Raw genomic sequence first — 17,348 nt, forward strand, 5'->3', positions numbered from 1 at the left:
ATGACGTTTCTTTGGTTACGATTCACGCATGCCACACGAGATGGGAGCTGTAAATGTCGGAAGTCAACAAGGAGAGATTGATGTCGGATATCAAAACCGTCCTCGCGGACGCTGAAGACCTGCTAAAACAGGCCGCGAGCGCCACCGGCGAACGCGCTTCCGAACTGCGTGAAACGGCGCTCTCGCGCCTGAAACAGGCCAAGGAGAAGGCCGCGGATGTGCAGGTCGTCGTGGTCGAGAAAGGCAAGAAGGCTGCCCGTGCAACGGACGACTACGTGCACGAGCATCCGTGGGCTTCCATCGGCATCGCCGCAGGCGTCGGCGTACTGGTCGGCCTGCTGATCAATCGCAAGTAAAAACAGTACGCGGCCGGGCGCTTCTTCCGGCTCGATGCTGATACGGGTTGACCGGTGCGTGCCTGACCGGTCCGCTTCTTCTGGCGCATCTCACGCGCAACGCCCAAGCCATGACGATCGACAATCAATCGCAGCGCGCGGATCACAGTCCCTTGCGCCGCATCCTCAGTTCCGTCTTTGCGATCCTGCAAACGCGGCTTGAACTGGTGGGCATCGAACTGGCCGAGGAAAAAGACCGCCTGCTCGGCGTGCTGTTTCTCGGACTTGCGGCCATGATGCTCGCCACCATGGCATTGATCGCGTTGACAGCGCTGGTCGCCATCGCATTCTGGGATACTTACCGGTGGCAGTCGCTGGCTGGCATCACGGCGGTCTATCTGATCGCGGCACTGATTTGCGCGCTCAAGGCCCGCAGTGGCTTGCACAGCTCGCCGATGGTGTTCGAAGCCACCCTCGCCGAGTTCGAGAAGGACCGCGAGACATTTCGCAGACCGTGACACAGGCCGGGGCACGCCGGCTAGCGCCAGCGTACCCTCCCGTTCCCCTCTTGCAGCCGACACCATGAGCTCTAGCCGCCCCGATACCGCCTTTCGCAACAAACGCCCGCCTCCTCGCGACCTGAGCGCGCCGCATTTGCGTGCACTGCGCAAGGAATTGCTGATGGTGCGCGCGGATGTCGAGCGTCTGGAGCTCGCACAGGCGACCGTAGAACTGCGTCAAGCAGTCACGCATTTCAGCTGGCTCAAGTTCATCGTACCGGGCGTGGCGGGTGGCATGGGCTGGAGCAAGGCCCGCGGCGCCACGGCGGGGATCAGCGCGCTGCTGAAGGAATACCCGCTGGTCAGTTCGATTGTTTCGATGCTGCTCGCCAAGCCGTTGCGGGCAACCGTTGCAGCCGCCGCCAAGCCGGCACTGAAATGGGGCAGTCTGGGACTGGCGGCATGGGAGGCGTATCGCATCTGGAAGCAGATGAAGGATGAGTCGGGGCGGACACCGGGCGATGCGGCGAAGCAGGATGGCGGGTATTGATTTGTGCTGGGGTTGATGGCGGGGTTGGCGCTGGGTTCACTTTGGGTTGGCGCTGGGTCTAATGGCGAGTTTGATGCCCGGTCTGACGCCAACAGGCTGCCGGGTTGGTGAACACTCGCATTGAAACTGGCACCGCCTAGCGGGTGTTCCAGCACATGTCTGGATCGGGCGCCGCCGCGCCATCCGCAGTGCGATTGGCGCGCAAACCCGTGGCGTCGAGGATGAAGGTGCCGCACGCGTCGTCGCGCATGGCGCCCGCTTCCAGAGGCCGCCCCTCCACGCCATAGCCGCCGTTCGCTTCGTCAGCGGGCAGCGCGCGCAGGCGATACACCGGTGTCCCGAAAGACGGCGCCTGATCGAGTCCCGTTGGCAATGAACCCACCTCTCCTGGGGGTGCCGCTTCGAGAAACTGGGCGGCCCGATAAAGCGCGGACGCCGCGTCGACCCGATGCGAACGCGCCACATGGCTGCGATACGAAGGGACCGCGTATACCGCCAGGATTGCGCCGATCGCCAAAGCAATGACCAGTTCGAGCAGCGTGAACGCCGATCCATGCGACTTCATACCGACGCCCCTCAAAACGGCCGCGCAGCGACTCGCCGCCAGTGTTGCTCGATTTTGTCGCCATCCACGACCAGTTCCAGTTGCACCCACGCCTGAGACTCGCGAGTCCGGCCAAAGCCGCGGGCTGTTAGCAGATAGGCGTTGACCTCTGGACGCGCGCTCAATCTCCATGCCTCTGCCAGACACTGCGGCGCCGCGACCGACCCGGACCATGATGCGAATGGCGCAAAGGCGCCGGCTGCAAAGGCCGGCTCGAGTTTCCATGTAGTCGGCTCCGCAGCGACAGCGCTGATGACGCGTGCTGTGCCTGCTGCGACGGCGCGGGCGCACAGGGTCAGCGCCGAATCGGCAGCATGGAAGGCTTGCAGGGCGTCGCGCAGATTGGTCGCCGCACGCGCCGCCGCGAGCGACGTTTCGAACCACGCGGCGGATGTGATCAGCATCATCGACGATATCAATAGAACGATAGGTAAGGCAGCGCCACGGGCGCGCCGTGCGGTCTTCATAACGCGCGCCCCTCGTTGTTGCGGATTGCCACGCGCCGCCAGAATGCCTGCCGCGCGCGTAGGTCCGTACCTGTGAGATTCGCGCCGTCGCAGTCGACATAGCGCGAGCGCCGCCCTTGGGGCGCGCCGCGCACCAGCACGCACAGGTCCACGGCGACGACATCGGCCCATTGCCCCGGGGTGAGCGCCGATGCATCGAGCCCCATTTGCGCGCCGGCTAACCAGTACTTGACCCGCACCCGTTCGATACCCTCCACCAGCGGCTGCGCAGAACCGGATCGTCCATTACCGTCGCAGTACAACTCCGATTCGCCAGTCGACGTGCTGGGCTTCGCGTAAAAGCGATTGACGATCAACACGCGTCCAGCGCCGAAGCTTGTATTCCCAGCGCTCACTGTCTGTCCCAGACAATCCGTCGACTCTCCCGTGGATGACGGCCACGTAGACACGTTGTCGCCGACATAGCGAATTGTGATCCCATCCGAACGGCTTGTCAGCGTTTCACAGACGAAGTTGTCGTCGGCACCGGTGGGCCGTGCAGCCGAGCATCCGAACAGAGTGGGCTTTCGTTGCGGCTGAGGCAGGTCGGCCGGTACGAAGCCAGTCATCTGGACTTGCTGGCCGATCAGAGTGAGCGCCGTCAGGCCGGCTTTGCGCATCTGGATCGCGTCGCCGGGCACGGCCGAACGCCGCGCGTTGCGAGCGGTACAGCGACACCGCGCCAGCAGTGACGACAATGCCCAGCGCAAGCGCAATGATCAGTTCGACGAGCGTATGCCCGCATAGAAAAAACTTTCGCTGCTTCATTTTACGAACGCCAGAGCAACGCAAACGCGGCCAGCCGCAACTGCCACGTCGCCGCACGATTCGGGTTTGTCGATGACCTCGCCGGGGGTTTGTAGCGTGGCTGCGGCGGCCCATGTCACGCGCGCGAACGATACCCCACCGCCAATCTCGCTGGTCGACGCTTCGCCTTCGGGTAGCAGGTTCGTCGCGCGGGTGGCCCATTGGCGCAAGGCGCTGTCGCCGCCGCCTGGAGCACGCGCGGCTTCGGCGACAGCATCGGCCACGAATACGGCGTGTTCGCGCAGCGCCGCGGAGCGAGCCTCTCGCGCGATCCACAATTGCGATGGGAGCAAGCCCAGGGCAGTCACTGCGGTTAGAGCGACCGCGAGCATGACTTCGATCAGCGATGCACCACCTGTGTGTCCAGCTCGTAACTTACTCATGATGTCGCTCCACAAGCGCCATCTGCGATACGCGGCCGGCCGCCCGCAGCGATGCGAATACAACGCCGCCAGGACTGGCCTTGTGTGGCCCGTGAAGGGAACTGCGGCGCAATGTCGAAGCTGCGAAAGCTGCCAATCAACTGCCCCGCCGGGGGCGTGAAGGTCAGGTTGGTCTGTGTCCCCGCAATACTCACTGCCGCAAGTTCGGCCTGCGCGCGCAACACCGTCGGCGTTCCGCTACGTTCGACCATCACCGCCCACCCGCACGACCAGTCCGCTAAGCCAACGCGGCAAGCCTGCCCCGAGGCAAGACAGTGACGCGCTGCGTCGACGCGGCACACCGTCACGCGCACACCTCGCCTGACCGCCTCGCTGCGCGCATAAGAGAGCGTCGAAAGCAGCTCCCGAGCTCGCGCGTCGACCTGGTCGCGCTCATGCCAGGCAACCAGCGATGGCGTCGCCGTTACCGCGACAACCGCCAAAATGGCAACCACGACCAGCGTTTCGATCAACGTAAAGCCGCGGTGATGCACGTGCGAAAAATCGGCATGCTGTTTCATCTGCATTCCTTAACTTCGAAAGAACGCAAACAATTTATCCAGGCAATACCGAATCCACAATCGGCCGAATGGCCAGGTAGCGAGCGTGCGAGTTCACCCGCGACAATGCCGGTGGAACCACTACGGAAAGGGGATACCGATGCTCTTGCGAGAACAGTCAGCGCTTGCGCGGCGGCTTGGGAGGGGTGGCCGCGCGGCGAAATTCCTCGATGACGTCTTCGAACTCAGACACGTCTTCGAAACGGCGGTACACAGAAGCAAAGCGGACGTAGGCAATCGTGTCGAGCGCGCGCAACTCGTTCATGACGAGTTCGCCGAGGCGCTCGCTGCGCACTTCGCGCTCACCACTGCCCAGCAATTGATATTCGATGCGGGCGACAGCCGCGTCGATCGCATCCGCAGCAACCGGACGCTTGCGCAGCGCCAGTTGCATGCTTGCAACGATCTTGCGGCGATCGAATTCGGTGCGGCTGCCATCCTTCTTGACGACCGACGGCAACGCCAGCTCGACTCGCTCATACGTCGTGAAACGTTTGTCGCAAGCCGGGCAGCGGCGGCGCCGGCGAATCGCGGCGCCGTCCTCGGATACGCGGGAGTCCACGACCTGCGTATCGTCGTGCCGGCAGAAGGGGCAGCGCATCGTCGCTTAATTGTAGACCGGGAAGCGCTTGGTCAGCTCACTGACCTGCGCGCGAACGCGTTCGATCGTCGCAGCATCTTCCGGGTTGTCCAGCACGTCGGCGATCAGATGGCCGACCTGCTCGGCTTCCTTCTCACCGAAACCGCGCGTGGTCATGGCCGGCGAACCCAGCCGCACGCCGCTCGTGACAAACGGCTTTTCCGGATCGTTCGGAATCGCGTTCTTGTTGACCGTGATGTGCGCTGCGCCGAGCGCCGCTTCTGCTGCCTTGCCGGTGATGTGCTTGGCACGCAGGTCGACCAGCATCACGTGGCTCTCGGTACGGCCCGAGACGATGCGCAGACCGCGTTTGACCAGCGTTTCGGCCAGCACGCGCGCGTTGTCCGCGACCTTTTGCTGGTATTCCTTGAATTCCGGCGACAGCGCTTCCTTGAACGCAACGGCCTTACCGGCGATCACGTGCATCAACGGACCACCCTGGATGCCCGGGAAGATCGCCGAGTTGATCTGCTTCTCGAACTCGGCCTTCATCAGGATCACGCCACCGCGCGGACCGCGCAGGCTCTTGTGCGTCGTCGTCGTGACGAAGTCGGAATGCGGCACCGGGTTCGGATAGACGCCGGCAGCAACGAGGCCTGCGTAATGCGCCATGTCGACCATGAAGTAAGCGCCGACCGACTTCGCAATCTTCGACAGACGTTCGAAGTCGATGCGCAGCGAGAAAGCGGATGCACCCGCAACGATCAGCTTCGGCTTGTGTTCCTGTGCGAGCTTCTCTGCAGCGTCGTAGTCGATGTCTTCCGCTTCGTTCAGGCCATAGCTGACGACGTTGAACCACTTGCCCGACATGTTCACGGGCGAGCCGTGCGTCAGGTGGCCGCCGTGGGCGAGGCTCATGCCCATGATGGTGTCGCCCGGCTTGAGCATGGCGAAAAAGACGCCCTGGTTGGCCTGCGAACCCGAGTTCGGCTGCACGTTGGCGGCTTCAGCGCCAAAAATTTCCTTCACGCGGTCGATCGCGAGCTGCTCGACGATGTCCACGTATTCGCAACCGCCGTAGTACCGCTTGCCCGGATAACCTTCGGCGTACTTGTTGGTGAGTTGCGAACCTTGAGCAGCCATGACGGCCGGGCTCGTGTAGTTTTCCGATGCGATCAGTTCGATGTGGTCTTCCTGACGGCGGTTTTCCTGCTCGATCGCCTTCCAGAGTTCAGGGTCGACGTTGGCGATGGTGCTTTGGGCTCTGTCAAACATACGGGTTCCGTTGAGTGTATTCAGGTTGACCGGATCGTGCGCCGAATTTCATGCAGAAAGCGTAGTGGGTACGCGGCGCTGCTGGCGGCTGGGCCAGCCCTGGCGTGGCGGATGGAGATACGCCGCACACGCGAGGCAGGACAGCCACCGGCGGCGCAGATAAATGCGCGCGGATCACGGCTGCCCAGGCGAACGGCAAAACGGCACCCTGCGCTTCACGGTGGGTCGCTCCACCTTGAACCTGTTTGGTTCTATCGCCAGTCACGCAGGGGTGAGCGCATTAGTGTATTGGAAGCGTCCCAAATAGGCAACCGAGTCTCCGCGGCGCCTGCCGGCGCGGAGAGCGCGGCAGCGACGGACGTCAGTCGCGCTCGCCATGCAACGGCCGCCAATGGTGCGACAGATGCCGCCATAAGCTGCACGTACACGCAAACGTCTGATGAAATGCGATTGCTAACGGACGCCGTCGAAGCGCCGGACGCCCGCTTCTGCGCGCCCCGCAAGGCCACGATCTGCGGGCCTGCCGTTTCCGCAAGCCCCGCACATCTGAAGGTCGTCCGCTGGGATCAAGGTCATTCTTGCCGCAACCCCGCATTGGAAGTAGGCTTGGCACCTTTCCCCTCTCCGCAACAGGAAACCGCAATGATCGTCTTCGTCACCGGAGCGTCCGCCGGATTCGGCGCCGCCATCGCGCGTGCTTTCGTCAAGGGCGGCCATCGCGTCGTCGCCACCGCACGCCGTAAGGATCGCCTGCAGGCGCTTGCCGACGAACTGGGCGACGCTGTGCTGCCCTTTGAACTCGACGTGCGTGACCGTGCCGCCGTCGCGGCTGTGCCCGCCGCGCTGCCGGAAGCTTTCGCCGCTATCGACGTACTGGTCAACAACGCCGGCCTCGCGCTCGGTCTCGAGCCGGCGCAGCGGGCGAACCTCGATGACTGGCAAACCATGATCGATACCAACTGCACCGGCCTCGTGCAGGTCACCCATGCGCTGCTGCCGGGCATGGTCGAGCGCCAGCGCGGTCACGTGTTCAATCTCAGCTCGTCGGCCGCCAACTGGCCGTACGCGGGCGGCAACGTGTACGGTGCCACCAAGGCGTTCGTGCGCCAGTTCAGTCTGAACCTGCGCGCCGATCTGGCCGGCACCCCGCTACGCGTGACCGACGTCGAGCCTGGCTTGTGTGGCGGCACGGAGTTTTCGAACGTGCGCTTTCGCGGCGACGACGCAAAGGCTGCGAACGTCTACCAGAACGTGCAGCCGCTGACAGCCGAGGACATCGCCGATGCGATCTACTGGACGGCAACGCGCCCCGCGCATGTCAACGTCAACACCATCGAGTTGATGCCGGTTGCGCAGTCGTTCGCGGGACTGTCGGTACATCGCGGTTGAACATCTTTGGGCCGGCGCGCTGCCCCGAAAAAAACGTCGGGGTGTGCGATCCGGTAAAATGCGCGGCATGAATATGTTTCCCAGCGAGTCCAGCGCCGAAATCGTCGGCTTCACCTGGCCAATTCGCGTGTACTACGAAGATACCGATGCCGGCGGCATCGTGTTCTACGCGAACTACCTGAAGTTTTTCGAACGGGCACGCACCGAATGGCTGCGCGCATGCGGTCTCGAACAGGATCGCCTCGCGCAGGAAACGGGTGCGCTGTTCATCGTGCGCAGCAGTTCAGTGGACTATCGCGCGCCCGCCCGGCTTGACGATCTCATCAAAATTATCAGCCGCCCTGAACGAATTGGCCGCGCGTCGGTCGATTTCTCGCAGGAGGCCTGGCGTGACGGCACGCTGCTTGCTACCGGGACCATTCGGGTCGGCTGTGTCGACCGGGTAGCGCTGCGTCCTGCCGCCATTCCGGCATCGGTCCTTGCCGCATTGCGGCGCGGGCTGGAAGTTACTGCGCCTCGTGTGTCAACGGACAACGCCTGAACATCGTTGTTACGGGGCCAGTGAACTCGTATCGATCAAGCAACACAAAGCATGGTTCGGCCAGCGGTTTGCCGATGCTTCCGGTTTCCCCACGGCAAGCTTCGACTCACCTTGCAGCCGGACGCCCCCATCCGGGACGTTACAGCGAACCTCTATGAACACTACACAAGATCTATCGATCGTTTCTCTCGTACTCAATGCGAGCCTGCTGGCGCAGGCAGTGATGGCACTCTTGCTGCTGCTGTCGTTGCTCTCGTGGACTTTTATCTTCCGCAAGTGGTTTGCGATCCGCCGTGCGCGCGCGCAAACTGAACGCTTCGAACGCGATTTCTGGTCCGGCGGCGACCTGCAGGCGCTTTATCAAAGCGCAGCGAACAATCGCCACACGATCGGCGCACTCGAGCGGATTTTCGAATCCGGCATGCGCGAATTCCTGAAGGGCAAGGAAAAACGTCTCAACGACCCGGGCCTGATCCTCGACGGCGCACGGCGCGCCATGCGCGCAGCGTTTCAGCGTGAAATGGACGTGCTCGAGGCCAACCTGGCGTTCCTCGCCTCGGTGGGTTCGGTCAGCCCGTACATCGGTCTGTTCGGCACCGTGTGGGGGATCATGAACGCGTTCCGTGGCCTCGCCAATGTCCAGCAAGCCACGCTCGCCAACGTCGCCCCCGGCATTGCCGAAGCGCTGACTGCCACGGCAATCGGCCTGTTCGCCGCCATTCCGGCGGTGGTTGCCTACAACCGCTACGCACACGACATCGACCGTCTGGCGATCCGCTTCGAGACCTTCATCGAAGAATTCTCGAACATTCTGCAGCGTCAGGCGCACTAAAGGAGTCCACGATGGCTGGTTCCTCAAGTCGCTCTTCAAGTATGCGCGGCGGCCGTTCGCGCCGCGCGATGGCCGACATCAACGTCGTGCCGTATATCGACGTGATGCTCGTGCTGCTCGTGATCTTCATGGTGACGGCACCGCTCGTCGCACCGTCGATCGTCAATCTGCCTACCGTGGGTGGAGCCGCGCCGCAGCAGCAAACACCGCCGGTGGTCGTGAATATCCGTGCAGATGGCAACATGAACGTCAAATACAAAGACGACAATGGCGCCATGCAGCAGGAAAGCATGACCCGGCAGGATCTGGACAGCTTCGTCACCGACCGCGAGCAGTCACATCCGGATCAACCGGTCGTGATCGCCGCTGACAAGACGGTGAAGTACGAAGCCGTCATGAATGTGATGTCCGACCTGAAGGCGCGGGGCGTCAAGCGCGTTGGCCTGCTCGTCAAATCGCAATGATCCGCAAGCATTCCGCCCGCCCGCTCCAGCCACCGCGTGAACGCGGCACCTGGCGAGCCTTCGCGCTCGCACTGGTGATGCACGCGCTGCTCGGGTTCTTCCTGTACCACGGCATTCACTGGCAAAACAGCACGCCGGCAGGCGCCGAAGCCGAACTGTGGACCGAGGTGCCCGACGTCACAACCCCGCGGCCGCCGCCGCCTCCCCCAGTACCGGTGGCGCCGGCTCCGCCGCTGCCTGATGAGCAGGCGGATATTGCGCTGCAGGAAAAGAAACGTCAGCAGCAGGAAGCTGCACGCCAGGCGCAGCTCGCCGAGCAACAGCGCCAGCAACAGTTGCAAGCCCAGCAGGAAGCCGAGGCGAAGCGCCAGCAGCAACTGGCAGCGGACCAGGCCGCACAACTGGCCGCGCAGAAAGCCGCGGCGGCCAGGCTGAAGCAACAACAGCAGCAGCAGGCTGACAAGCTCAAGCAGCAGCAACTGGCCGAGCAACAAAAGCAGGATCAGTTGAAGCAACAGCAGCTTGAAGATCAGCAAAAACAGGCACAGGCTGAAGAGCAGAAGAAGGCCGATGCGCAGAAGGCGGCGAAGGCTGCCAAGGCGGCAGCCGACGCAGCGCAAGCGAAAAAGCTCGACCAGGAGCGTCGTGCACGCCTCGCCCAGATGCAGGGCATGGCGGGCGGTGAAGGTTCCACGGGCGAGGGTTTGGCCAAGAGCGGCACCGGTAGCGGCTCGGGCGGCACGTCCACCTCGCCGGGCTATGCGGACAAGGTCAGGCGGACTGTTCGACCCAACATCGTATGGGCGGGTGATACGCAGGGTCTGGAAACGGAAATTGCCGTACGCTGCTCGCCCACGGGCACCCTGCTGGGTGTGTCGGTCACCCGTAGCAGTGGCAATCCCCAATGGGATGCGGCTGCCGAGCGGGCGGTTCGGGCGTCTGATCCAATGCCTGTCGACGTGGATGGAAAAGCGCCGTCGAACTTCAAGATCACCTTGCGACCAGCCGGTTGACAACGACCTCGGCGCCCCGCTCAGGTGGCGCTGCCTGGGAACGTTTTGTGCGTTCCCGGGTCTGTCTGCAGTCATACCGTGTTAGAAATCTGATTTTTTGGGAATCCATACAGCATGAGTTTGATGACCAAGCTAGGCCTAAGGACTTTGGTGGCGTCGTGCCTGATTGCGGCCGGCGGTGCGGCTCACGCGCAACTCAACGTCCTCGTCACGGGCGTCGGGTCCACCCAGTTCCCCATCGCAACGGCGAATTTCGCCAATGAAGCGAACTCTCCACAGCAGGTCAGCACAATCGTGCGTCAGGATCTGCAGCGTAGCGGCAAATTCACCAATATCGACGCTGGCAGCACGCCCGTAGCCGAAACCGATTCGGTCGACCTTGGCAGCTGGAAGGCCAAAGGCGCCAATGCGTTCGTGTCTGGTAGCGTGAACCGTCTGCCCAACGGCCAGTTCGAAGTGCGCTTCAAGCTGTACGACACGGTCAAGGGTGAAAGCCTCGGTGGGCTTGTGCTGGTTAGCCCCGAAAGTGGCCTGCGCATGAGCGCGCACAAGGTGGCGGACTACATCTACGCAAAGTTGCTCGGCGACCGCGGCGTGTTCGCTACTCGCCTGTCCTATGTCATCAAGACCGGTAACCGCTACCAGTTGCAGATTTCCGATTCGGACGGCCAGGACGCGCATATCGCGCTCTCGAGCCCCGAACCGATCATCTCGCCGGCGTGGTCGCCTGATGGCACGAAGGTCGCCTATGTGTCGTTCGAAAAGAAGAAGCCGATCGTCTACATCCACGATCTGCCCACCGGCCGCCGTATCGTCGTGTCGGACCAGAAGGGCAACAACAGTGCGCCGGCCTGGTCGCCTGATGGACGCACGCTGGCAGTGGCGCTTTCGCGCACCGGCAACACGCAAATTTTCGCCGTCAACGCCGACGGCAGCGGTTTGCGCCGGTTGACCCAGGGCACCTCGATCGACACCGAACCCAACTACTCGCCCGACGGTCAGTGGATCTACTTCACCAGCGACCGCGGCGGCCAACCGCAGATCTACAAGATGTCGGCACAGGGCGAAAGCGCGGGCGCGGCTCAGCGCGTCACGTTCACAGGCAGCTACAACACGAGCCCGCGCGTGAGCCCGGACGGCAAGCAACTGGCCTACATCTCACGCGTAGGCGGCGCCTTCAAGCTATATATTCAAGACCTCCAAGCCGGCTCCGCAATCGGTTTGACTGATACAACACATGACGAATCGCCCAGCTTCGCGGCGAATGGTCAGTACATTCTTTACGCCACACAGGTGAACGGCCGTGGCGTGTTGGCCGCAGTATCGACCGATGGTCGTACTCGGCAGGTCCTGTCCGTTCAGGGCGGCATCGTTCGCGAGCCGTCCTGGGGCCCGTTTATGCAATAACACGTTGATGCAATAACACTCTAGGAGAGTAACAATGATGTCCAAACTTCGTATCGTATTTGCCGCATTGCTGGTCGGTGCACTCGCTGCATGTCACTCGGGCGTCAAGCTCGACGAAAATGCAAACAAGGGCGGCGCCGTCGCCACCCAACCGAACCCGAATGCAGTCGCACAGGTGAACGTCGACGAGCTGAACGATCCGAACAGCCCGCTCGCCAAGCGTAGCGTCTACTTCGACTTCGACAGCTACTCGGTCAAGGACGAATATCAGTCGCTGCTGGGCCAACACGCACGTTACCTGAAGGCACACCCGGAACGTCACGTGCTGATCCAGGGTAACACCGACGAGCGCGGCACGAGCGAGTACAACCTGGCACTCGGCCAGAAGCGTGCTGAAGCCGTGCGTCGCGCGCTGTCGCTGCTTGGCGTGCCGGATTCGCAAATGGAAGCTGTGAGCCTCGGCAAAGAAAAGCCGCAAGCTGACGGTCACGATGAATCGGCCTGGGCACAAAACCGCCGCGCCGACCTCGTCTACCAACAGTAATAGGTGATGAGCCGTATGACGCAACGTTTCTCCTGGCTGCGCTTTGCTGCAGCCGCCTGCGTAGCGGGCTCGGCCGTGATGGCCGTGCCGGCTCACGCCGGCATGTTCGACGACGACCAGGCCCGTCAGGCGATTCTCGATCTGCGTACCAAGACCGATAGCCTGTCGAGCCAACTGTCGGCCGCACAGCGGACCATCCTCGATCAATCCAACCGCCTCGACCAGCTCAACCAGCAGGTCGCGACGCTGCGCGGACAGAACGAGGACATGGCGAACCAGCTTGCCACGGTGCAGAAGCAGCAGAAGGACTACTACACCGATCTGGATACCCGGCTCAAGAAGTTCGAGCCGCAGCAGCAGACGGTGGATGGAGTAGAAGGCTCGGTCCAGCCAGGCGAGACGGACGCGTTCAATGCGGCCTCAACACAGTTCCGTAACGGCGACTTCAAGAATGCGGCGGCCTCGTTCCGCAGCTTCATTGCCAAGTATCCGCAGAGCCCCTATCAGCCGACCGCGCAGTACTGGCTCGGCAACGCGCTGTATGCACTGCGCGACTACAAGGGTTCGACGGCTACCTGGGAAGGCGTCGTGAAGAATTACCCGCAGCATCCGCGTGCGCCGGAAGCAATGCTTGCGATTGCCAACAATCAGCTCGAACAAGGTCAGAAGGCTGCGGCCAAAAAGACCCTCGAGCAGATCGTCGCGCAATACGGCAACTCGGACGTCGCACAGTCGGCACAAAGCAAGTTGTCGCAAATCAAGTAGTTTTGCAGGTTGCAGCAAACGCGTAGTGTCGTAGTGCTGGATAAAACGCCACACGCGCCTCTCGCCGGAGAGCCCAAGGCAGTCGATGCCCTGGGCTTTTCGCTTTGAGGCGCATCAACCAACGTGTTGACAAGTTTCGCGGGTTATCGCTATAATCCCGCTTCTCTTTTGGGTCGTTAGCTCAGCTGGTAGAGCAGCGGACTTTTAATCCGTTGGTCACAGGTTCGAATCCCGTACGGCCTACCAAAGATTTAAAGGGCTCAGCGCAAGCTGAGCCCTTTTTCTTTGCTCCGTAAAAACAGCACTGCTTCGCAAATCTGCAAGACGTCACAGGTCAAACGGCTTGGCTTACGCGAAGAGACGCTTCGCTACGCAGACTTCTGGCTGGCACCGTACGTACTCTCCGAAGTCAGCCGCGGGAGCCGTGTGAAACCTTCCCTCCAGAACCTATACCTCGCATCGAGGTAACGGGTTACTGCGCCCCGAACCACCTGTCGTAAATCCGCTGATACGTGCCGTCTTCGCGCATCGAAAGCAATGCGCCATCCACCCGTTTGCGCAGCGGGCTATTGATCGGGAAGACGAAGCCCACGTCGTTCTGATTGAACTCCGGACCGACCATCTTCACCTTGTCCTTGCCCTCATGCGTCGCGTAGTAGTCGAGGCCCGCAGAACCCTGCACGACCGCGTCGACCTCACCGTCCATCAGCGCCTGGAATACCTCGCGATTCTGCGCGTACTCGCGAACGATCGCACCATGCTGTTCAAGGAAAGCGATCGCCGATCCGCCCTTGAGCGTTGCAACCGATTTGTCCGGCAGATCGCCGGGGCCATTGATCGCGCCGCGGATGTTCTGGACCGTTAGTGTCGTCGTGAGTTGCGCGGTGTACGCCGCAATGAAAATGATGCCCATGAACATCCACAGCACCGCTAGAACGCGTGCCATCCATTGACGCGGCGGCTGATCGCCTTGCGATAGGAGCGTGGTCGCCGCCCAGTACATGGTGCGGAAGACGCCCGGAAAATAGGGCTCCCGCACGGCGGCGTCGCGGGTCTGCATATGCTCGATCAGCCACACCACATGGGCCGCCACAATAATCAGCAATAGCGCGACGCCGAGCCAGATTGCACTCGTGCGGGATGCCATCACCTGGACCAGACCGCTCACGGATTAGTCGACGTCGACTGGCCAGTGTCGCGCACCATGACGCGCAATCCGGCCTCCATGATCGGATACGAGAAGTCGAACTCGCGGTCGCGTTCGGCGCTATAAAGCAGCCCCGACACCGCAACATCGGCATCATGCGTGCGTAGTGTCTGGAACACCGTCTTTACATCCGGCGTCACCTGAAACTGGCTTTGCAAGTGAAGTCGCGCGGCAATCTCGTTCCACAGTTCGATGCTGAAGCCACTCAGCTTGCCGTTGTGCTCCATGACAAAAGGTGCGAGGACGAACGTGCTCACGCGGGCAGCGGCTAGTTGCGCGTCTTGCGCGAATGCGGCCGGCGGCGCGCATGCCACCGCCAGCAGAAGCCGCACAACCAGCCAGCGAATGAGGAATCTCACATCAAACGCGGAAATCCGCAGCCATGTCCTCATCGCTTCTTGCCTTGAGTTTTCCAGACCGGCATGCGCGCATGAAAATCTCATAGTCCCTCTCATTCTGCTGCGCGTAAGCAAATGCATACTGGGTGAGCGCCTCGGCAAACTGATCGCCGCTGCCAATGTACGCCGCAATCTCAACCGCCTTGCCGCCCGCTTTCGCGTGCGCGCGCGCCAAGGCCCACCCGCAGGCCCGCGCGTAGCCCTTGAGCAGCGTGTTATCGAGCCGCTCCACGTCCGCCGATATTTTCATGTCGCGCAACTGGCGAAAATAGAAGTGCCGCCCCCCCGGTCCGGTCGACCATCCCAGAAAAGGATCGCTTGCCGCCTGCAGCAGCCGCTGACCGCTGACCACGCGCTGCCCTTGATGCCCGTGCGTTGCGGCTTCGAAGAACTGGCCGATCACCGACTGGCGGGCCTCTTTCACTTGCAGGAAAAGTGGCTTGTCATGACTGTCCATCATCAATAGCACGAGACAGGCCGTACCGACGCTGCCCACCCCCACTACCTTGAACTCGACATCCTGAAGTTCGAACTGACTGAGAAGCTCGCGCCGCTCGGACGACAGCGTGTCGAGATAGTCGGCGAACGATTTGGCCAGCTTACCGTTCCACGCTTCGGTATTGGTCCAGTTCGTGTGTTCACCAAGCAAAGAGTTGGGCCCGCCGGGGTGGAACAACGCAGGCGGTGCGTCCTGCATGACCCAGCGTCCGTCACGCTGGACGGCCATCTTGCGCAGCACGCTGTCGTGGGTTCGCCCGGCTGCTTTCTCCTTGGCTTTCAACAGAAGCTGACGCCCTTCGGCCGTGACGGCCGACGCCATCATCCGGTCCAGCGTCACCAGTTCGTACCAGAGTTCGAGTGCGCTGTCTTGCGCGTATTCGTTCATGCGGTCCCGATACTCGGTGACAGCGGTCATCACGAAATCGGCAATCGCACCGCGACCGGATCGCATGTGCCCACCGGCCACCGCAAAACTGGCAACCAGCCGCTTGAGGTCCCATTCCCAAGGGCCCGGCGCCACCTCGTCGAAATCGTTCAGATCGAAGACCAGTTGGCGTTCCGGCGTCGCAAAGCCGCCGAAGTTCAGCAGATGCGCATCGCCGCAGATCGGAAACGCGATACCCGTATTGGGCGTACCGCTCAGATCATGGGCCTGCAGGATTGCGCTTCCCCGATAGAAGGTGAACGGCGACACGGACATCCGTCCGTAGCGAAGCGGAATGAGCGCGTCGACACGGCCTGCGCTGTTGGCCTGCAGAAGTGCCACCGGATCGCGCTCGACGTTGCCAGGCGCGCGGTGTTCCGAGCGTTTTACGCGTTCGCGGGCCGACCGCCCCCTCGCCCGCCGCTCCTCGATAGTCTGTATCGCCATGTGCGTCCCCGATCATTGAATACTGGTTACGTCATTGGTGCGTGAATTGCGTTGCTGCCTATGATTGTGTCTGCCGATAGCAACGCTCATACGCCCGCCCCCTGGTGGTTTAGTGTAGCCAGACACGCGCCCCCCCGTGACAATCATCCGAGGGGCGGCCGGCCCGTTAACCAATACTTGTTATTCGTTTTGCCGTAAGCCAGCAGCGACCCCGACACGCGCGACCAACATCGGAAGTCATTAGACGATATCGCCGACCACGCTTGCCACTACGCAAGCGCGTTATCCATCCAGTCTCAACGCGTACTTAACATGGCGAAGCATTGGAATCGATCCCAACCAGCTGGCAGCATCAGATCCGACAGAGCGCGAGAACCCTTCAATCCGGTTACTCTGATGCCTCAATACGAATGCCTACATCCCCTTTCGACCTACTCAATCGGAGTCCGAACATTCACAATTATTGAGACGAAAAGACATTTGATGATCGCGCCCGGCTTGCCAAGAACGTGTTGCATCAGCCTGCTGAAACGCTCACGGGCAGAGCCCACTACACCGCGCTTTCATTCCGACATCATGAGTAACTTTCTGTTCGACCTGGGCACGAACCTCGCGATTCTTGCCGCGCTGCTGATTGCTTGTCATCTGTGCAACCTGGCGAGACCCGATCTCGCGTTGAACGGCGGCTATACCTACCTGCTGCTGGCAGCGCCCGCCGTCGTGTTCGACGCCACGCTGACGTTTCTCGTCTTCGCGGATGCACCGAGCCGCTATGGAAAATTCGGCACGCCCAACGCGTTTGTCGAACGTGCCTGCGCCTATACGCTTTCCTGCGCGCTCGCGCTTTACTGTGCGTGGTGCTTGCGCATCCGCATGAAAAAAGCGGCTCTTTTGAAAATTGTGTGGGTAATGCGGCTCACGAGGCATGCGGGTTGAAGCTGGAGAAATCGAGTTTGCCGGCGATGAGAAAGAGCACGGTGCGCATGGTAGTGAAGCGCGAGTAGCCGCGAGCCTTGCGCTTGGCAGCTTGAAACAAACCGTTGATGGCCTCGATGAAGCCGTTGGTCTGGCGGGTCTGCGTCCAGGCAACGATGCCGTCGAAGTGCCGGCGAATCAGACGCGCGACGTCTTTCATTGGCTCGACTTTCGAGCGCATGACGTTGGTGCACCACTGCCGCAACCTCTCGGAGACGACATGGATTTGCTTGCGCTCGAGAATCTCGCGCAGTTGCTCGCGATACAGCCATGCGCGGGCGGTGCGCTTGGTGGCGTACTGC

General features: G+C 61.8%; 22 protein-coding genes, 1 tRNA gene, 1 pseudogene and 1 riboswitch. Of the genes and pseudogenes, 13 read left to right on the plus strand and 11 right to left on the minus strand.

The window, feature by feature from the left end; translation table 11 throughout:
* Nucleotides 1–53: 53 nt before the first annotated feature.
* From P3T43_RS28120 to P3T43_RS28130, 3 genes are all read left to right on the plus strand, one after another.
* Nucleotides 54–356 (plus strand): DUF883 family protein, encoded by a 303-nt coding sequence (locus P3T43_RS28120; RefSeq protein ID WP_007584918.1) that lies wholly within the window; start codon nucleotides 54–56, stop codon nucleotides 354–356.
* Nucleotides 357–466: 110 nt separating this feature from the next.
* Nucleotides 467–853 carry a phage holin family protein gene (locus tag P3T43_RS28125; protein WP_429284275.1) on the plus strand — a complete coding sequence of 129 codons (387 nt, stop codon included), beginning with the start codon at nucleotides 467–469 and terminating at the stop codon, nucleotides 851–853.
* Nucleotides 854–917: 64 nt separating this feature from the next.
* Nucleotides 918–1,385 (plus strand): DUF3318 domain-containing protein, encoded by a 468-nt coding sequence (locus tag P3T43_RS28130; protein ID WP_429284276.1) that lies wholly within the window; start codon nucleotides 918–920, stop codon nucleotides 1,383–1,385.
* 136 nt (nucleotides 1,386–1,521) lie between these two features.
* Here the strand turns inward: P3T43_RS28130 and P3T43_RS28135 are convergent, their stop codons facing one another.
* The 7 genes and pseudogenes from P3T43_RS28135 to glyA form a co-directional block, all read right to left on the minus strand.
* The gene (locus P3T43_RS28135) at nucleotides 1,522–1,950 is read right to left on the minus strand and encodes a type IV pilin protein (protein ID WP_429284277.1); all 429 of its coding nucleotides are present in this window, start codon (nucleotides 1,948–1,950) and stop codon (nucleotides 1,522–1,524) included.
* An 11-nt stretch (nucleotides 1,951–1,961) separates the two neighbouring features.
* Nucleotides 1,962–2,396, minus strand: coding sequence for a pilus assembly PilX family protein (locus P3T43_RS28140; protein WP_429284278.1), 435 nt, complete (start codon nucleotides 2,394–2,396; stop codon nucleotides 1,962–1,964).
* A gap of 56 nt (nucleotides 2,397–2,452) precedes the next feature.
* Nucleotides 2,453–3,263 (minus strand): annotated as a pseudogene (locus tag P3T43_RS28145) (PilW family protein).
* On the minus strand, nucleotides 3,260–3,685 hold the full coding sequence (locus P3T43_RS28150) for a type IV pilus modification PilV family protein (protein ID WP_429284279.1): 426 nt from the start codon (nucleotides 3,683–3,685) through the stop codon (nucleotides 3,260–3,262). Before P3T43_RS28150 ends, P3T43_RS28145 begins: the two are co-directional and overlap by 4 nt.
* A complete protein-coding gene (locus P3T43_RS28155; RefSeq protein WP_429284280.1) occupies nucleotides 3,682–4,245 on the minus strand; it encodes a GspH/FimT family pseudopilin in 564 nt (187 codons plus the stop codon). Before P3T43_RS28155 ends, P3T43_RS28150 begins: the two co-directional genes overlap by 4 nt.
* A gap of 157 nt (nucleotides 4,246–4,402) precedes the next feature.
* Complete coding sequence (gene nrdR / locus P3T43_RS28160; protein WP_429284281.1) at nucleotides 4,403–4,885, minus strand: transcriptional regulator NrdR; 483 nt, start codon at nucleotides 4,883–4,885, stop codon at nucleotides 4,403–4,405.
* Nucleotides 4,886–4,891: 6 nt separating this feature from the next.
* Entirely contained in the window at nucleotides 4,892–6,139 is a 1,248-nt protein-coding gene (gene glyA, locus P3T43_RS28165; protein ID WP_429284282.1) for a serine hydroxymethyltransferase, read from the minus strand.
* A 175-nt stretch (nucleotides 6,140–6,314) separates the two neighbouring features.
* A riboswitch (ZMP/ZTP riboswitch) is annotated at nucleotides 6,315–6,414 on the minus strand.
* Between the two features lie 367 nt (nucleotides 6,415–6,781).
* On the opposite strand from glyA, the gene ydfG reads away from it, so the two are divergent.
* The 9 genes from ydfG to P3T43_RS28210 all read left to right on the plus strand — a co-directional run bounded on the left by ydfG (nucleotide 6,782) and on the right by P3T43_RS28210 (nucleotide 13,340).
* Nucleotides 6,782–7,528 carry a bifunctional NADP-dependent 3-hydroxy acid dehydrogenase/3-hydroxypropionate dehydrogenase YdfG gene (gene ydfG, locus P3T43_RS28170; protein ID WP_429284283.1) on the plus strand — a complete coding sequence of 249 codons (747 nt, stop codon included), beginning with the start codon at nucleotides 6,782–6,784 and terminating at the stop codon, nucleotides 7,526–7,528.
* 58 nt (nucleotides 7,529–7,586) lie between these two features.
* Nucleotides 7,587–8,069, plus strand: a complete 483-nt coding sequence (gene ybgC / locus P3T43_RS28175) for a tol-pal system-associated acyl-CoA thioesterase (protein ID WP_429284302.1) — start codon at nucleotides 7,587–7,589, stop codon at nucleotides 8,067–8,069.
* Nucleotides 8,070–8,223: 154 nt separating this feature from the next.
* Nucleotides 8,224–8,901, plus strand: a complete 678-nt coding sequence (tolQ, locus tag P3T43_RS28180) for a protein TolQ (RefSeq protein ID WP_429284284.1) — start codon at nucleotides 8,224–8,226, stop codon at nucleotides 8,899–8,901.
* An 11-nt stretch (nucleotides 8,902–8,912) separates the two neighbouring features.
* Entirely contained in the window at nucleotides 8,913–9,365 is a 453-nt protein-coding gene (gene tolR / locus P3T43_RS28185; RefSeq protein ID WP_429284285.1) for a protein TolR, read from the plus strand.
* Entirely contained in the window at nucleotides 9,362–10,378 is a 1,017-nt protein-coding gene (gene tolA, locus P3T43_RS28190; RefSeq protein ID WP_429284286.1) for a cell envelope integrity protein TolA, read from the plus strand. Before tolR ends, tolA begins: the two co-directional genes overlap by 4 nt.
* 114 nt (nucleotides 10,379–10,492) lie before the next feature.
* Nucleotides 10,493–11,785 carry a Tol-Pal system beta propeller repeat protein TolB gene (tolB, locus tag P3T43_RS28195; RefSeq protein WP_429284287.1) on the plus strand — a complete coding sequence of 431 codons (1,293 nt, stop codon included), beginning with the start codon at nucleotides 10,493–10,495 and terminating at the stop codon, nucleotides 11,783–11,785.
* Between the two features lie 34 nt (nucleotides 11,786–11,819).
* The gene (gene pal, locus P3T43_RS28200) at nucleotides 11,820–12,329 is read left to right on the plus strand and encodes a peptidoglycan-associated lipoprotein Pal (protein ID WP_429284288.1); all 510 of its coding nucleotides are present in this window, start codon (nucleotides 11,820–11,822) and stop codon (nucleotides 12,327–12,329) included.
* A gap of 15 nt (nucleotides 12,330–12,344) precedes the next feature.
* Nucleotides 12,345–13,094: a tol-pal system protein YbgF gene (ybgF, locus tag P3T43_RS28205; protein WP_429284289.1), complete on the plus strand. Its 750-nt coding sequence runs from the start codon at nucleotides 12,345–12,347 to the stop codon at nucleotides 13,092–13,094.
* Between the two features lie 170 nt (nucleotides 13,095–13,264).
* Nucleotides 13,265–13,340 (plus strand) — tRNA-Lys (locus P3T43_RS28210).
* Between the two features lie 226 nt (nucleotides 13,341–13,566).
* Here the strand turns inward: P3T43_RS28210 and P3T43_RS28215 are convergent.
* The 3 genes from P3T43_RS28215 to P3T43_RS28225 are packed head-to-tail and all read right to left on the minus strand — an operon-like array spanning nucleotide 13,567 to nucleotide 16,071.
* Entirely contained in the window at nucleotides 13,567–14,262 is a 696-nt protein-coding gene (locus P3T43_RS28215) for a transporter substrate-binding domain-containing protein (RefSeq protein WP_429284290.1), read from the minus strand.
* Nucleotides 14,259–14,660 (minus strand): transporter substrate-binding domain-containing protein, encoded by a 402-nt coding sequence (locus P3T43_RS28220; RefSeq protein ID WP_429284291.1) that lies wholly within the window; start codon nucleotides 14,658–14,660, stop codon nucleotides 14,259–14,261. The genes P3T43_RS28215 and P3T43_RS28220 overlap by 4 nt, the downstream gene beginning before the upstream one ends.
* Before the next feature lies 1 nt (nucleotide 14,661).
* The gene (locus P3T43_RS28225) at nucleotides 14,662–16,071 is read right to left on the minus strand and encodes a DUF2252 domain-containing protein (RefSeq protein WP_429284292.1); all 1,410 of its coding nucleotides are present in this window, start codon (nucleotides 16,069–16,071) and stop codon (nucleotides 14,662–14,664) included.
* A 576-nt stretch (nucleotides 16,072–16,647) separates the two neighbouring features.
* On the opposite strand from P3T43_RS28225, the gene P3T43_RS28230 reads away from it, so the two are divergent.
* Complete coding sequence (locus P3T43_RS28230) at nucleotides 16,648–17,007, plus strand: hypothetical protein (protein ID WP_429284293.1); 360 nt, start codon at nucleotides 16,648–16,650, stop codon at nucleotides 17,005–17,007.
* Here P3T43_RS28230 and P3T43_RS28235 read toward each other — a convergent pair.
* Nucleotides 16,988–17,348 (minus strand): transposase (locus P3T43_RS28235; protein WP_429284294.1); only part of this gene is annotated, 361 nt, incomplete at its 5' end. The genes P3T43_RS28230 and P3T43_RS28235 overlap by 20 nt on opposite strands.

The organism is Paraburkholderia sp. GAS41 (genome assembly GCF_050436545.1).
Classification (GTDB): domain Bacteria; phylum Pseudomonadota; class Gammaproteobacteria; order Burkholderiales; family Burkholderiaceae; genus Paraburkholderia.

What these genes read in the sequence shown, in the direction of transcription:
- nrdR (WP_429284281.1), bottom strand. Translation starts at nt 4,885, where the DNA reads ATGCGCTGCCCCTTCTGCCGGCACGACGATACGCAGGTCGTGGACTCC.
- pal (WP_429284288.1), top strand. Translation starts at nt 11,820, where the DNA reads ATGATGTCCAAACTTCGTATCGTATTTGCCGCATTGCTGGTCGGTGCA.
- ybgF (WP_429284289.1), top strand. Translation starts at nt 12,345, where the DNA reads ATGACGCAACGTTTCTCCTGGCTGCGCTTTGCTGCAGCCGCCTGCGTA.
- P3T43_RS28120 (WP_007584918.1), top strand. Translation starts at nt 54, where the DNA reads ATGTCGGAAGTCAACAAGGAGAGATTGATGTCGGATATCAAAACCGTC.
- P3T43_RS28130 (WP_429284276.1), top strand. Translation starts at nt 918, where the DNA reads ATGAGCTCTAGCCGCCCCGATACCGCCTTTCGCAACAAACGCCCGCCT.
- ybgC (WP_429284302.1), top strand. Translation starts at nt 7,587, where the DNA reads ATGCGCGGCATGAATATGTTTCCCAGCGAGTCCAGCGCCGAAATCGTC.
- P3T43_RS28150 (WP_429284279.1), bottom strand. Translation starts at nt 3,685, where the DNA reads ATGAGTAAGTTACGAGCTGGACACACAGGTGGTGCATCGCTGATCGAA.
- P3T43_RS28125 (WP_429284275.1), top strand. Translation starts at nt 467, where the DNA reads ATGACGATCGACAATCAATCGCAGCGCGCGGATCACAGTCCCTTGCGC.
- tolA (WP_429284286.1), top strand. Translation starts at nt 9,362, where the DNA reads ATGATCCGCAAGCATTCCGCCCGCCCGCTCCAGCCACCGCGTGAACGC.
- glyA (WP_429284282.1), bottom strand. Translation starts at nt 6,139, where the DNA reads ATGTTTGACAGAGCCCAAAGCACCATCGCCAACGTCGACCCTGAACTC.
- P3T43_RS28140 (WP_429284278.1), bottom strand. Translation starts at nt 2,396, where the DNA reads ATGATGCTGATCACATCCGCCGCGTGGTTCGAAACGTCGCTCGCGGCG.
- P3T43_RS28225 (WP_429284292.1), bottom strand. Translation starts at nt 16,071, where the DNA reads ATGGCGATACAGACTATCGAGGAGCGGCGGGCGAGGGGGCGGTCGGCC.
- tolB (WP_429284287.1), top strand. Translation starts at nt 10,493, where the DNA reads ATGAGTTTGATGACCAAGCTAGGCCTAAGGACTTTGGTGGCGTCGTGC.
- tolQ (WP_429284284.1), top strand. Translation starts at nt 8,224, where the DNA reads ATGAACACTACACAAGATCTATCGATCGTTTCTCTCGTACTCAATGCG.
- P3T43_RS28230 (WP_429284293.1), top strand. Translation starts at nt 16,648, where the DNA reads ATGAGTAACTTTCTGTTCGACCTGGGCACGAACCTCGCGATTCTTGCC.
- P3T43_RS28155 (WP_429284280.1), bottom strand. Translation starts at nt 4,245, where the DNA reads ATGAAACAGCATGCCGATTTTTCGCACGTGCATCACCGCGGCTTTACG.
- tolR (WP_429284285.1), top strand. Translation starts at nt 8,913, where the DNA reads ATGGCTGGTTCCTCAAGTCGCTCTTCAAGTATGCGCGGCGGCCGTTCG.
- P3T43_RS28135 (WP_429284277.1), bottom strand. Translation starts at nt 1,950, where the DNA reads ATGAAGTCGCATGGATCGGCGTTCACGCTGCTCGAACTGGTCATTGCT.
- ydfG (WP_429284283.1), top strand. Translation starts at nt 6,782, where the DNA reads ATGATCGTCTTCGTCACCGGAGCGTCCGCCGGATTCGGCGCCGCCATC.